This is a genomic window from Coraliomargarita sinensis (assembly GCF_003185655.1).
Lineage (GTDB): Bacteria > Verrucomicrobiota > Verrucomicrobiia > Opitutales > Coraliomargaritaceae > Coraliomargarita_B > Coraliomargarita_B sinensis.
Genome location: NZ_QHJQ01000013.1, coordinates 73,695 through 85,005, shown reverse-complemented (window position 1 = coordinate 85,005; position 11,311 = coordinate 73,695). Strand labels below are relative to the sequence as shown.

Annotated in this window: 21 protein-coding genes and 1 other RNA gene; 20 read left to right on the top strand and 2 right to left on the bottom strand. The window is 50.1% G+C overall.

The features are described 5' to 3' along the window. The coding region (locus tag DDZ13_RS16050) for a transposase (RefSeq protein WP_199221143.1) at nucleotides 1-133 on the bottom strand (133 nt) is incomplete at its 3' end. Here DDZ13_RS16050 and DDZ13_RS15650 point away from each other — a divergent pair. The 20 genes from DDZ13_RS15650 to ssrS all read left to right on the top strand — a co-directional run bounded on the left by DDZ13_RS15650 (nucleotide 122) and on the right by ssrS (nucleotide 9,569). Beyond that, a complete protein-coding gene (locus DDZ13_RS15650; protein WP_199221142.1) occupies nucleotides 122-517 on the top strand; it encodes a hypothetical protein in 396 nt (131 codons plus the stop codon). The two genes, DDZ13_RS16050 and DDZ13_RS15650, sit on opposite strands and share 12 nt — an antisense overlap. A gap of 70 nt (nucleotides 518-587) precedes the next feature. Then, the gene (locus tag DDZ13_RS14215) at nucleotides 588-1,145 is read left to right on the top strand and encodes a DUF2059 domain-containing protein (RefSeq protein ID WP_110132122.1); all 558 of its coding nucleotides are present in this window, start codon (nucleotides 588-590) and stop codon (nucleotides 1,143-1,145) included. A gap of 53 nt (nucleotides 1,146-1,198) precedes the next feature. Next, a complete protein-coding gene (locus tag DDZ13_RS14210) occupies nucleotides 1,199-1,489 on the top strand; it encodes a hypothetical protein (RefSeq protein WP_146209386.1) in 291 nt (96 codons plus the stop codon). Nucleotides 1,490-1,572: 83 nt separating this feature from the next. Beyond that, complete coding sequence (locus DDZ13_RS14205) at nucleotides 1,573-1,989, top strand: hypothetical protein (RefSeq protein ID WP_110132120.1); 417 nt, start codon at nucleotides 1,573-1,575, stop codon at nucleotides 1,987-1,989. Nucleotides 1,990-2,071: 82 nt separating this feature from the next. Then, on the top strand, nucleotides 2,072-2,401 hold the full coding sequence (locus DDZ13_RS14200; protein ID WP_146209385.1) for a hypothetical protein: 330 nt from the start codon (nucleotides 2,072-2,074) through the stop codon (nucleotides 2,399-2,401). A 145-nt stretch (nucleotides 2,402-2,546) separates the two neighbouring features. Next, a complete protein-coding gene (locus tag DDZ13_RS14195) occupies nucleotides 2,547-2,759 on the top strand; it encodes a DUF2281 domain-containing protein (RefSeq protein ID WP_110132118.1) in 213 nt (70 codons plus the stop codon). Next, nucleotides 2,756-3,121, top strand: coding sequence for a type II toxin-antitoxin system PemK/MazF family toxin (locus DDZ13_RS16045; RefSeq protein ID WP_110132117.1), 366 nt, complete (start codon nucleotides 2,756-2,758; stop codon nucleotides 3,119-3,121). The genes DDZ13_RS14195 and DDZ13_RS16045 overlap by 4 nt, the downstream gene beginning before the upstream one ends. A gap of 57 nt (nucleotides 3,122-3,178) precedes the next feature. Further along, nucleotides 3,179-3,712, top strand: a complete 534-nt coding sequence (locus DDZ13_RS14185) for a GNAT family N-acetyltransferase (RefSeq protein WP_110132116.1) — start codon at nucleotides 3,179-3,181, stop codon at nucleotides 3,710-3,712. A 22-nt stretch (nucleotides 3,713-3,734) separates the two neighbouring features. Then, complete coding sequence (gene blaOXA, locus DDZ13_RS14180) at nucleotides 3,735-4,568, top strand: class D beta-lactamase (RefSeq protein WP_425486564.1); 834 nt, start codon at nucleotides 3,735-3,737, stop codon at nucleotides 4,566-4,568. 243 nt (nucleotides 4,569-4,811) lie between these two features. Next, entirely contained in the window at nucleotides 4,812-5,117 is a 306-nt protein-coding gene (locus DDZ13_RS14170; protein ID WP_110132113.1) for a Txe/YoeB family addiction module toxin, read from the top strand. A 117-nt stretch (nucleotides 5,118-5,234) separates the two neighbouring features. After that, nucleotides 5,235-5,477, top strand: a complete 243-nt coding sequence (locus tag DDZ13_RS14165; protein WP_110132112.1) for a type II toxin-antitoxin system Phd/YefM family antitoxin — start codon at nucleotides 5,235-5,237, stop codon at nucleotides 5,475-5,477. Then, the gene (locus tag DDZ13_RS14160; RefSeq protein WP_110132131.1) at nucleotides 5,474-5,740 is read left to right on the top strand and encodes a Txe/YoeB family addiction module toxin; all 267 of its coding nucleotides are present in this window, start codon (nucleotides 5,474-5,476) and stop codon (nucleotides 5,738-5,740) included. The genes DDZ13_RS14165 and DDZ13_RS14160 overlap by 4 nt, the downstream gene beginning before the upstream one ends. A gap of 192 nt (nucleotides 5,741-5,932) precedes the next feature. After that, on the top strand, nucleotides 5,933-6,055 hold the full coding sequence (locus tag DDZ13_RS15870; protein WP_269845186.1) for a hypothetical protein: 123 nt from the start codon (nucleotides 5,933-5,935) through the stop codon (nucleotides 6,053-6,055). Between the two features lie 58 nt (nucleotides 6,056-6,113). Next, nucleotides 6,114-6,377: a hypothetical protein gene (locus tag DDZ13_RS14155; protein ID WP_146209384.1), complete on the top strand. Its 264-nt coding sequence runs from the start codon at nucleotides 6,114-6,116 to the stop codon at nucleotides 6,375-6,377. A 317-nt stretch (nucleotides 6,378-6,694) separates the two neighbouring features. Continuing rightward, on the top strand, nucleotides 6,695-7,495 hold the full coding sequence (locus DDZ13_RS14150; protein ID WP_110132110.1) for a carboxylesterase family protein: 801 nt from the start codon (nucleotides 6,695-6,697) through the stop codon (nucleotides 7,493-7,495). 306 nt (nucleotides 7,496-7,801) lie between these two features. After that, nucleotides 7,802-8,137, top strand: coding sequence for an SHOCT domain-containing protein (locus DDZ13_RS14145; RefSeq protein ID WP_110132109.1), 336 nt, complete (start codon nucleotides 7,802-7,804; stop codon nucleotides 8,135-8,137). A gap of 46 nt (nucleotides 8,138-8,183) precedes the next feature. Next, nucleotides 8,184-8,426: a PLD nuclease N-terminal domain-containing protein gene (locus DDZ13_RS16040; protein WP_110132108.1), complete on the top strand. Its 243-nt coding sequence runs from the start codon at nucleotides 8,184-8,186 to the stop codon at nucleotides 8,424-8,426. Between the two features lie 50 nt (nucleotides 8,427-8,476). Then, complete coding sequence (locus tag DDZ13_RS14135) at nucleotides 8,477-8,845, top strand: cupin domain-containing protein (protein ID WP_110132107.1); 369 nt, start codon at nucleotides 8,477-8,479, stop codon at nucleotides 8,843-8,845. Then, nucleotides 8,842-9,303 carry a c-type cytochrome gene (locus DDZ13_RS14130; protein WP_146209383.1) on the top strand — a complete coding sequence of 154 codons (462 nt, stop codon included), beginning with the start codon at nucleotides 8,842-8,844 and terminating at the stop codon, nucleotides 9,301-9,303. The genes DDZ13_RS14135 and DDZ13_RS14130 overlap by 4 nt, the downstream gene beginning before the upstream one ends. Nucleotides 9,304-9,390: 87 nt before the next feature. Then, a non-coding RNA gene (gene ssrS, locus DDZ13_RS14125) (6S RNA) lies at nucleotides 9,391-9,569 on the top strand. Nucleotides 9,570-9,838: 269 nt separating this feature from the next. Here ssrS and DDZ13_RS14120 read toward each other — a convergent pair. Next, nucleotides 9,839-11,266, bottom strand: a complete 1,428-nt coding sequence (locus DDZ13_RS14120) for an MFS transporter (protein ID WP_110132105.1) — start codon at nucleotides 11,264-11,266, stop codon at nucleotides 9,839-9,841. Between the last annotated feature and the right edge of the window lie 45 nt (nucleotides 11,267-11,311).

Here is an 11,311-nt window from a genome sequence, read left to right as displayed (position 1 = left end):
TCTGCTTCCAGCTGTAAAGAACCCCTTCAGGCACTCCCAATTGCTGCGAAACCTCCTTCACCGGGGTCCCGTCGATTAATATCAGTTTGACTGCCTCCTGTTTGAACTCGGCAGTATAGCGTTGTCTCTTCATGGTTGGATCCTCTTTTTAAGAGAATCCCATGTCCAGTTTTCTCAGGACACATCAATCTCGGTAAAAGAAAAAGAGGGAACATCGACAGACCGACTCTGGTTGGGCGCGCGTCTGCTTGAATGGTGTTCTTCCACGCGTTCGGGCGTCTGGCAGTGGCATGAGGGTATCAGCGAAAAAGAATCTGAGAAAATTAGAAGGCTTCTGGCTGAATACGCATCTCAAGAACTTGAACAGTGGTATCAGTTTGGCGAGAAGCAGTTGCAAAATGAAAAAGAAATTGAAAAGTTGGATCAGTGGCTCGATTCAAATGAGGGATTGTTCCACGATAGGATTTGGTCTGTAGTGAATCCAGATTTACTTTACCTCAAGGAAGGGGAAGGATAACCAGTCAGTGGTATCAATTCCGTTACGCGCTCCGCGCTTCACTCCGCGATACACTTTGACGGTTCTAGAGATGAAGAAAGCACTCACTATCGCATTCACAATTCTCTGGCTATATGGAATTGCTTGGTCGGAGCAGTCAGGAAATCACGAAGAGATCAAAGAAGTCATTGAGTTGTTAAGCTTTGAACAAGGATACGAGCTCGCTTATCTGGTAAAATACTACGAGGTAAAAAACAACTACCTAAAATCTGACCTCGGATTACAACTAAAAGGGAATAAAGAATACCTAAAGCTAGTAGACGAACTCATGGCTTACTTTAAAGAAAAAGCGTCTTGGGAAGCATATGAAGAAATCTACATCGAATATTTTCGGCAGGAATACACACCGGAAGAAATCACGATACTGAGAGATTTCCTGAAGACTTCAGCAGGCCAAAAATTCTACATTCAAATGAATGAAATTGAAGAGAAAATTAGACCTATAGCTACCGAGAATATGAAACATGCACGATCAGAAATGCAGAGAATATTTGACGGATGGGTAGCTAAAAACCAATCAATATTGGAAAGGCTAGAACCAGTCGACGCAGACAACCCAGGTAACCCGCCCTTAAATTCTAAAAATTAACAGGACGACTAATCTCACAGGCTTGTTGTCTGGTCTCGACGTTCTTAACAATAATGAAAGGAACTACATTCAGAGCTTTTCGTTTGGCAATATTCCTGAGTTTTGCCTTTGTCGCTCTGTTGATCTTGATCGGAATTTTCGATGCAGGCTATTCTAGCGGAGCAGGAGTCATTCTGATCGGACTGCTCATTTCTTGGTTTTTGAAGGGAATCGACCCAGTCGTTGACGGTGCGGTCAAAAAAGAAGGAGAAATAAAAAAGTTTGCTGCCCTGACCACAGCTTTTTCGCTGCTCTTGGTCCCAATGATTGGATTTTTATGCATCCTTGTCATCCAAAACATCTAGACAAAATGAGAACCAGCCGGTGGTCTCAATTCCTTTCGCGCTCCGCGCTACAGTCTTGAGGCACCGCTACGATCTATGAAAGAATGAAATTTCTGGCGTTACTCATCTTCTGCACAGTCCTACTTTTTGGGTGCTCGGAATCAAACGAAGCAAATACAAGGCAGATCTTCTTTGGTATGTGGAGCGATCCCGCACACACAGAACTGAGCGTGGGGATGGTAATCGGAAAAGGAAAAGAAGTCGGACACTTTGGAGTATTTGCCGACGAAGAGTATGGGCCGATTGACCTCTACTTCGACGGAATGAAAGTAGGCACTCACGATCGAGGTGGAGTCGTGATGACCACAACCGGCGGAGTCGTTGAATTGAAGGGAAATGCCTCCCGGGACTTAGTGCTGATCGGAGTGGAGAAACTCGGATCAGAATTAGTCAAGATTACCGAAATTGAAGAGATTGAGAGTGGCCCAATCGAGCTAACGATTGACCATCGAAACAAATGAAGCATAGATCCAGTCGCAGCTATCAACGCCTTTCGCGCTCCGCGCTACAGGCGCGATAGTGCTCTACATTAGAGAAAAGAAAATGAAAACACTACCAATTTGGACCCTACTACTGTTGTTGTTCTTTGCCGGTTGCGCGAAAGTCGAAAAGAATGAACTCGTCGGAACGTGGGTTAGAGAAGGGGATGGAAAAGAAATCACACTGACTTCAGATGGAGCTTATATCTATCAATTCAACGACACTAACAGTCTAAAAGGAATGTGGAGATTAGGCGAATCCGGAGGTCTAGAAATTGGGATACCTGATTTTGATGCGTCAATGCTAGTGAAGGCAAAATTTGAGCTCAAAGGAAACACCTTGACTATTATTGACGAAAAAGGAGGCAAAAAAGTCTTCGAAAAGAAGATCTAACGAGTAGGCACAGGCCAACCCATGTAACCCGCCCGAAAATCCGAGAATCACTTGAACCAATAAACCGTCAGGCTGGGTGCTTGGCCTTGACGATGGACAAAAAATGAACTTGAGATTCGGCCTCTGATCAGCAGTATTAAAAGACATGAGCACTGCGGAACAAATCATCCAAGAGATTGCCTCTCTACGGCCGGAGAAGCAGTCTGAAGTGCTTGAATTCGTAGAGTTTCTAAAAGAAAAAGAGAAAAGAAACGAAGAGAATGCCCTTAGAGAAGCCTCCCTCGCTGCAGCACTGCGAGGGATGGAGGACGAGGAAAGCCTCTACACAGAATCTGATGTGATCGAGAAGATCGGATGATTTCCGAAGGTGATATCCTCCTGTTCCGTTTCCCTCAGTCAGATTTGGGTGTTGGCAAGCTAAGACCCGCATTGTTGATCAAAAGAATCCATGGAGATTTTGACGATTGTCTCGTGTGCATGATCAGCACCCAAACACGACATCAGATCCCAGACCTAGAGATCGTGTTACCTGAGACGATGCCCGGTTTCGATAAGACCGGCTTAAAGAAGGAAAGTCTGATTCGGACCAGTCGGCTTGCAGTGGTTCACCCATCCATTTTTGCCGGCAAGCTTGGAACTTTACCCAAAGAGGCTTTAGGCGACATTCGAACCCGACTGTCCGAGTGGATTCGAAGTGAAGGGTCCATCCAGGCGCGGTAGTCAACTCCGGTTCTCTCCGCTCACCTCCGTTACTACGCTCGACGTTCGACAAAAGAAATGAAAATCGAAACAGCGTCACTAGCGTATCTAGAGAGCTTTTGGAAAGCGGTAGACTCAGTCGCTAGGGAAAGAAAGTTTCTCCACTTCGTTAAAGCCCCTGAAATTGAATCCACACACACCTTCCTAAAAGAAATTCAAGAAAATGAATGGACTCAGGTCTTCGCGATCGAGGCAGGCGAAGTTGTTGGTTGGTGCGACATCATACCTTATCCATATGAAGGTTCTAAGCATGTAGCACGCATGGGAATGGGCGTCGTTGCCAATCATAGAAGAAAAGGAATCGGAGAGAAGCTTCTCTCTAAGGCGATTGCCGATGCTCAATCGAAAGGCATCAAAAGAATAGAAATGGAAGTCTTCTCGACCAACACACCAGCAATTGAACTCTACAAGAAGCTTGGATTCCAAGTTGAAGGAAGAAAGCTCAAAGCAAGGGAGTTGGATGGAATCGAGTGCGACTTTATCATCATGGCTCTTCACTCGGATCAAGTAGAACCAGCCGATAGAGAATACGGCGTTCTACGCCGCACCTGAATTCGAGGTTCTTCAAGATAAGATGAATCAAATCCGTGGTAACCTTAAGTGCTTTTATGCCTGCATTATAAGCATGTTAACATGTCTGGCATCAGTCGATGCATCCAGCGAGCGAGCGGACTGGGCGCCTTTCTTCGAGCAACTCAAAGTCGAAGGAACAATAGTTATCTACGACGAGCGACCTGGGACGGAAGGGCTTATGACGTTCAACAGCGTTCGTGCTGAAAAGCGGTTTTCACCCGCATCAACATTTAAGATTCCGCATACTCTCTTCGCTTTGGATTCAGAAGTCATTCGAGATGAATTCGAGACCGTCCGCTGGGATGGTAAGAAAAGAGCTAATCCTGAATGGGACCGTGATCAGGACCTTCGGTCAGCAATGCGCTACTCTGTTGTTTGGGTCTACCAACAGTTCGCAAAAGAGATAGGCGCGACGAAAGAACGCGACTATTTAAAGCGGATTCAATATGGGAACCAAGACCCATCCGGAAAAGAACCTTTTTGGATTAGTGGAAATTTGGAGATCTCTGCACACGAACAAATCAAATTCCTAAAAAGACTTTACAGGAATGAGCTACCTTTCACCGTTGCCAACCAACGACTCGTGAAGGATCTGATGATATTAGAGGCTGGCCATGATTGGATTTTACGAGGAAAGGCAGGATGGGATGGCAAGGTTTGCTGGTGGGTCGGCTGGATTGAGCATGCTACCGGACCAGTGTTTTTCGCATTGAACATAGACACACCCAATGGAACGGATGACATCCCCAAGAGAGAAATCATCACCAAGACTATTCTAAACTCGATTGGCGCACTAAACCTAAATGTAGAACCAAGCGCAGGTGGCAACGGCTAGGCCGCGCCACTGCTCGACGATGGCAAACTAAACAGAGAAAATGGAAATAATCTTAAGCATCGTATTTTTTGGAGCAATCGTGCTAGCATGCTACTGCATCTATAGACTTGAATTCTTTGTTTCTCGTGGGATCACAGAAATCCTCAAGGTCTTGAAGCACATTTCTGAAAGTCTTGAACGAATCGAATCGAATACCAGAAAGCGCGATGCAGACGAAGAGGGAAAAGAGAAAGATTAATCTGAATGTCGACGAACAATCTATTCCGAACTGACTTCAAGAAGAGCCATCCAGTCGACGTGGACAACCCGGTTAACCCGCCCGAAAATTATTACACCATCTCCGTTGCACTCCGTCTAAAAATCAACTGGACGACTGAGCCGTCTGGCAGGGACCCCTTCAGGCAACCACCAGATTACGAAGCATTGGTTGGCGACTTATCAGGCACTTACTCCAGACGGACCAACATACAACACAGATTGGTCTATCAGGTTTACGAAGAAGAGAAAGCCGTGAAGGTTTTGCGAATGTGGACACACTATGGCGATTGAGGTGCGATCCAGTCGCAGCTATCAACATCTTTCGTGTTCCGCACTACAGGAGTGATCGTCCTTACCGATGGCAGAAAATGGAGTTGACAAACGCACGCTATAGCGCACGTTTCGGATATGACTACGATTACCGCAACCAGCGCTCGGAACAAGCTCTACAAGCTTATTGACGAAGCGAACGATTCACACATCCCCATTCAAATCACTGGCAAGCGGGGCAATGCGGTGCTTGTTTCCGAGGATGATTGGAGGGCTATTTCTGAAACCATCCATTTGAGCGCGATTCCTGGAATGGTGGATTCAATCAAAAAGGGAATGAAGGAAACGATCGAGGACTGCAGTGAGACGGTTGAGTGGTGAATTATCAGATCGTATACGCCAAGCAGGCACAAAAAGATGCCAAGAAAATTGCGCGGAGTCATCTAAAAGAGAACGCACTTGAACTGATCAATCTACTGGAGGAGGACCCCTTCATGAAACCACCAGAATACGAAGCATTGGTTGGCGACTTATCAGGCACTTACTCCAGACGGATCAACATACAACACAGGTTGGTCTATCAGGTTTACGAAGAAGAGAAAGTCGTGAAGGTTTTGCGAATGTGGACACACTATGGCGATTGAGGTGCGATCCAGACGCAGCTATCAACATCTTTCGTGTTCCGCGCTACAGGAGTGATCGTGCTTACCGATGTAGAAAGAATGAATAAAAGCCAGGCATGAATCATTTTGACGACGAAAGGCGCGAAAGACACGAAAAAGAGAAGCCAGAGTGCTGGGGGAGGAACCGTTAATTGACGTTAATTAACGTTTAAAATGAACCCATGCGTCTACGAGGGAAAGCACTCGACCATGGGACACCATTCGACCAGTCTGGACTACATCCAGTCGGAGCTGGTCAACCCCATGTTCGCCGCCCGGCTTTCGACAACCACCTAAAATCCAAAACTCACAGGCTGGGTTGCCAGTGCCCTACGGTTGGGTGAAAGAAAACAACATGACAGCACCGACTCAAAAAAGCGGTTTTTCAGAAGATGATATAGCGTTGATTCAAGCAATCTGCGAGAACGCGAAATGCAGGGAGTGGATACTGAAGATTGCTGATTACCCCGAAAACGTGAGGTTGAGGAGCATCCAAGAGTTCATCAGGGAACTTTCAGGAATTGCAGAAGATAATAGCATCATAACAGGATTAGAAAGACTTCAGAACCCTAAGGTATTTCAAGGAGCATTAAAGTGCATATCAGATATCAAGCGCTAACCATGGCCAACCAGACGATGGTCACAATGTCATACCGCCTCCGGCTTCATGCCATGTGATCTCTCCAGGGAATAGAAAAGAAATTTAATTTTACAACCGCGGGGCTAGAGACAGCGAGGAAGGGAGTAAGAGAAGTCATCTAATAAATCCTCTCCAACTCGCCCGCGAGGGCCCTCCAGCGAAGCGGACCGAAGCACCTGGAAGCTCGGATCTGCGTGAAATGCGGCAGTGTTCCAATACGAATGTGCGAATAGAGTTTGAGCGAGGGTGGAAAACTCTTAGAACTATGCCATATCGAGGAATGAGAGGAGTAGAGAATGAAGCCCAATTATTTAATTCGTGTCGCCCCGCTGGCCTGCATGGTCATGTTAAACACAGCAATGGGGGCAGAGGAACATTTTGAGGCAAAGGTTTACGCGTCTTCGGGAGAGGCTTCGTTAAACTACAGAATTCACCTGCCCGGGAAAATGGACAACTCGAAGTCCTATCCCCTGGTCCTGTTTTTTCACGGCGCGGGGGAGAGAGGGAGCGATAACCTGAAACAGCTCGTGCATGGAGCCAAAGACATCCTTGGTTACCTGAAGGAAAATGACGAACCCGCGATCATTGTCGCCCCGCAATGTCCTGCCGGCGAGAAGTGGGTGAATACGCCCTGGGGCGCGGATTCCCACATCATGCCGGACAAGCCCTCCGCATCCATGCGACTGGTCGTCGAGCTCTTGCGGGAGGTCCGGAAAACCTACCCGGTCGATGCCTCGCGGATCTACGTAACCGGTTTGTCGATGGGAGGTTACGCCACCTGGGATATCATCCAACGCATGCCGGAGACATTTGCCGCGGCCATGCCTGTCTGCGGCGGGGGCGACACCGCTTTGGCAGAAACGATCAGGAACATTCCCATCTGGGTCTTCCACGGCGGGGCCGACACCGTGGTCAAGGCGCAGCGATCCAGGGACATGGTAGCCGCGCTGGAGCGGGTCGGGGGCAAGGTGCGGTACACCGAGTATGAAGGCGTGGGGCACAATTCATGGGATCGGGCATACCGCGACGACGAAGCCCTAAGCTGGTTGTTCGGGCAGACAAGGAGCGGACAGTCGGGTAAAGCTGAGACGAACTAGCTGTTTTTGATAAGCTATAATACCACTTAGATAATCGGTAGACGCGTGTTTTCTGCTGCTGGAGGTAAGTAACCCGCTTCAGGCGGTCACCCCAGCTGGCATGTGCTGCCTTTTAGCCGATTCGGGTCGCACGGCTATAAGCAGAGCGACTACGGTAAGTACTCTTAACTACGTACGGCAATCGACGGCACTCGCGTGCCATCGCTACGGTCAAGCAATCGGGCCAGCCCCCTTTAAATAAGAAATAAGATTACCTTGAAGCCGAAAGCTTTAGGGCTAGGGTGACATTTAGAATACGGGTAATAAATGAGTATATCTGACGAACTATCCAAGCTGGCCGATCTCAAAGAGCAGGGCGCTCTTAGCTCAGAAGAGTTTGAAGCGGCTAAAAAGAAAATCCTTTCCGGGGACAGTAGCGCCCCGCAAAAGCGCGCAAATTACCCCACAAAGAACTATCAGTTTGAAGACCGGAGTGACGATTCTGTCGGCAAAGCGGCCAATCGATACGTCACGTTACAGATTATTATGGCGGTAATCGGTATTTTGGTCTTTCTGCTGTTTTTTGCGCCCATGATGTGCAGCAGCTCCAATTCTCCGTTCGACTCTCAACCCAAATTGAATGTCTCCCCCGGTTTACGCTAGTACTCGCGTCAACGACTGGCTTGACTGTCACATCTGAACCCAGCGTATGAGGCCCCATGTTATATCTGGATTCCTGCAGAATATTTCAGGTGCCGAGATTCTAGTCCTTTTTGCCGTCCTGGGCTACGGATTGTCGATATGTTATCTGGTGCATTGTGCGATGAACACGAAGATGAATGGCACGATGAAAGGTGTCTGGCTCCTCGTGGTCTTTCTGATTCCGGTTTTTGGACCGACCGCGTATCTCTTGGCTGGTCGTCAGGGTCAGACTTGCAAGCGGCGGGCCTGAATCGAAAAAGACATCCCAAGGGCCAACAACGCAGCAAGTTCAGCCACTCCATGAAACCGGAAATCATAAAGCACGGGGCCTCGCAGGAATACGACACTTCCGAGCGTTGTGCGATTTTGGAGCTGTCCAATGATGGCAGCGATCCGGATGTCTCGATTGCCCGGGCGCGGGTGGCCGCAGGTGTGACGACAGCCTGGCATCGGCTGGAGGGGACGGCCGAGCGTTATGTGATACAATCCGGCCGCGGGCGAGTGGAGGTCGGGGAGTTGCCTCCGACTGAAGTCGGCCCCGGGGATGTGGTGCGCATCCCGCCCGGAGTACGGCAACGGATTATGAGCCGCGGGAATGAGGATTTGATCTTTCTGGCCATTTGCACGCCGCGTTTCCGGCCCGAGTGTTACCTTGATTTGGAGCCATGAAGCCTAGGCGGGCACGCATCCTCTGTCTTTTGTTGCCGATGTCTTTTGTGGCATGTGAGCGCAAGGCGGAGCTCGATCTGAGCGTAGCCCCCGAAGGTGCGATTGAGCAGGGTGTCGCGCTGATGGGCACGCATTGCCACACATGCCATGGCGTGGGGGAGTCGAGGATGGATGCGATGCTGGCGCCGCCGCTCTGGGGCGTGCGTGCGCACTATCTGGCCAGACACTCCGATCCGGAGGACTTCGTCGATGCGATGACCGCCTTCGTCCAGAAACCGCGAATGGAAAGCAGTCTTCTGCTGTTTGAGGTGGCACGGTATGGGCTCAAGGCTCCGGTCTCGCTCAGCGAGGCCGAAATCCGTTCGGTTTCATGGGCGATCTATGCCGGGAGAGTGGAGCGCCCGTCCTGGTCGCGTGAATATCGCAAGCGGCATGCGAGTTGCGAGGCGAATTGGTGAACGGGTTGGCGCGAGCAAGGCGCTATAAAATCGACGCAAATAGGGTGCTTTCCGGTTGATTCAGAAGAAAGTCCATCTACTGTCTAACTTACCCTGCAGTGTTCGAGAATTAACGGAGTTCTGTCCTTTACTCTTTAGCAAACGGGAGCTAGCCCCCGGCGGTGGCTGTCCAGCCGTAAACCGGAAGACAAAAACACGTCGGGAAAGCACCCACCTTAGACGCAAAAGGCCAAGGACTCCCCACATACGGCACATGCGGGGCCTTTTTGTATCCGCTGGTCAGCGGAGACAAAAGTGAAAGTGAAGGGGAAAGATACGTACGATTTAATTATGTTCAATCGGATTGATGTAGCAGAGCCAGTCTCTGGCTCTATCCCGATAGCTATGCATGAAGATGGCAGAGGGCCCGTCTTCATCGGATTACGCCGAGGCATGCTGCCATCGCTACAAAATAAACTGTTGGATACTATCAATTTTAATTCGATTTCGTATAAAGCTGCTGCTGTAGCACAGGCGTCTCGTCCGTGTCCGGTTATCAGGCGGCGATATCCGGGGCTCTTTTTTCCCTTGGCGTCGGTTTGATGAAGTAGAGGACGATGAGGAAGAGCAGGCCGATGCCGGCATCGACGTAGATCAGATTCCACACCGTCCAGTTCCAGCCATTGATGGTATCGAGGGCCTGCCCCTGCCAGAGCTTACTGTAGATATTGGTCAGGTTGGTAAATGCCATCAGGGCGGTGAACTGCGTTGCCGCGATCTTGGGGGTGACGATGTCCATGTAGAGGGCATTCTTCACCGCGTATTTGAGACCGTTGAAGACGGAGAAGGCGAGGGTGGCGATCCACCAGGAGACGATGAGGGCTTCTTCCCGCGGCCAGGTGCCATCAATGGCTTCCGGCGGGTGGTCCCAGCCGGCCTGCTTGAATTGCCAGCCGATCCAGAGGCTCGGGATGACGGTCATGGAGGCGGTGATTCCCAGAACAACGCGACGGTCGAATCGGTCGGAGAGCCAGCCGCCCAACAGGCAGAAGGGGATAAACACAAAGGTGCTGGCGGTATTGAGCGCCGCAATTTCATTGTCCGTCATCCCCAGGCGCGGGGCCATTAAAGTCGACAAAAGCATGCTCAGCGCCAGCGCGCCGATCGGGGTCAGGGCCAGCATAACGGAGAGGATGCCGTTCTTGGAGAGGAAGATATCTTTCCAGATGGTTTTGAAGTAGTCGATGATCTGTTCCTTGGCCGCTTGCCAGCCGCTGTGTCCCGGTTCCGGCGCGGGAAGCTCTCCGTCGGCGATCTCCTGAGCCGCCGATTTTTCCTTAATCAGAAAAATCACTCCGGTGAGGATACAGCCCATGAAGGCCAGAACGACCATGCTGGACGCTTCAAAGCTTCCGAAGCTCCCCTTGAGCCAGAGGGCACCCGAGCCGCCGAGCAGGTAGCCGGCATGGGTGCAACTGAACATCACACCATTGGCGAGGCCGCGTTCCTCTTCCCGCAGCACCTGACAGGCCATGGCGTCAATGGCCGCGTCCTGTGTGGCGGCAAAGAAATTGTGCAGAAACAAGAGTCCGCCGAAGAGGACGATGCCCGACAAGTAAAGGCCTTCAATGGTCGCCAGGATGCCTTTCACCTCGTTTTCCGGAACGTCGATTGTTTCCGGCAGGAAGAACATGGCCATCCCGAGCGCCAGCACCATGATCGACTGTGACAACACAATCCATTGTTTACGGGCGCCAAAACGCTTGAGCCGGATGTTGTCCACGAAGGGCCCCATCATGAATTTAAAAACCCAGGGCAGGGCCAATAGTGCGATGAAGGCGCTATAGATGGAGGCGCCTTCCATGCCGCGGCGTTGTATTTCCGTGGCGATCGCCATCATGAGGAAACCGCCGGGTATCCCTTCGCTAAGATAAAGTCCGCCGAAGGCCACCAGGCGGCCGGGTTTGGAAGCAAGTAAATTCATTAATGCCGAGCATTAGCAGAAAAGAGACCACAACAAGAAGAATAC

What these genes read in the sequence shown, in the direction of transcription:
- blaOXA (WP_425486564.1), top strand. Translation starts at nt 3,735, where the DNA reads ATGAATCAAATCCGTGGTAACCTTAAGTGCTTTTATGCCTGCATTATA.
- DDZ13_RS14200 (WP_146209385.1), top strand. Translation starts at nt 2,072, where the DNA reads ATGAAAACACTACCAATTTGGACCCTACTACTGTTGTTGTTCTTTGCC.
- DDZ13_RS15870 (WP_269845186.1), top strand. Translation starts at nt 5,933, where the DNA reads ATGAACCCATGCGTCTACGAGGGAAAGCACTCGACCATGGGACACCAT.
- DDZ13_RS14215 (WP_110132122.1), top strand. Translation starts at nt 588, where the DNA reads ATGAAGAAAGCACTCACTATCGCATTCACAATTCTCTGGCTATATGGA.
- DDZ13_RS14165 (WP_110132112.1), top strand. Translation starts at nt 5,235, where the DNA reads ATGACTACGATTACCGCAACCAGCGCTCGGAACAAGCTCTACAAGCTT.
- DDZ13_RS14210 (WP_146209386.1), top strand. Translation starts at nt 1,199, where the DNA reads ATGAAAGGAACTACATTCAGAGCTTTTCGTTTGGCAATATTCCTGAGT.
- DDZ13_RS14130 (WP_146209383.1), top strand. Translation starts at nt 8,842, where the DNA reads ATGAAGCCTAGGCGGGCACGCATCCTCTGTCTTTTGTTGCCGATGTCT.
- DDZ13_RS14120 (WP_110132105.1), bottom strand. Translation starts at nt 11,266, where the DNA reads ATGAATTTACTTGCTTCCAAACCCGGCCGCCTGGTGGCCTTCGGCGGA.
- DDZ13_RS14155 (WP_146209384.1), top strand. Translation starts at nt 6,114, where the DNA reads ATGACAGCACCGACTCAAAAAAGCGGTTTTTCAGAAGATGATATAGCG.
- DDZ13_RS14145 (WP_110132109.1), top strand. Translation starts at nt 7,802, where the DNA reads ATGAGTATATCTGACGAACTATCCAAGCTGGCCGATCTCAAAGAGCAG.
- DDZ13_RS16040 (WP_110132108.1), top strand. Translation starts at nt 8,184, where the DNA reads ATGAGGCCCCATGTTATATCTGGATTCCTGCAGAATATTTCAGGTGCC.
- DDZ13_RS14185 (WP_110132116.1), top strand. Translation starts at nt 3,179, where the DNA reads ATGAAAATCGAAACAGCGTCACTAGCGTATCTAGAGAGCTTTTGGAAA.
- DDZ13_RS14170 (WP_110132113.1), top strand. Translation starts at nt 4,812, where the DNA reads ATGTCGACGAACAATCTATTCCGAACTGACTTCAAGAAGAGCCATCCA.
- DDZ13_RS14135 (WP_110132107.1), top strand. Translation starts at nt 8,477, where the DNA reads ATGAAACCGGAAATCATAAAGCACGGGGCCTCGCAGGAATACGACACT.
- DDZ13_RS16045 (WP_110132117.1), top strand. Translation starts at nt 2,756, where the DNA reads ATGATTTCCGAAGGTGATATCCTCCTGTTCCGTTTCCCTCAGTCAGAT.
- DDZ13_RS14195 (WP_110132118.1), top strand. Translation starts at nt 2,547, where the DNA reads ATGAGCACTGCGGAACAAATCATCCAAGAGATTGCCTCTCTACGGCCG.
- DDZ13_RS14205 (WP_110132120.1), top strand. Translation starts at nt 1,573, where the DNA reads ATGAAATTTCTGGCGTTACTCATCTTCTGCACAGTCCTACTTTTTGGG.
- DDZ13_RS14150 (WP_110132110.1), top strand. Translation starts at nt 6,695, where the DNA reads ATGAAGCCCAATTATTTAATTCGTGTCGCCCCGCTGGCCTGCATGGTC.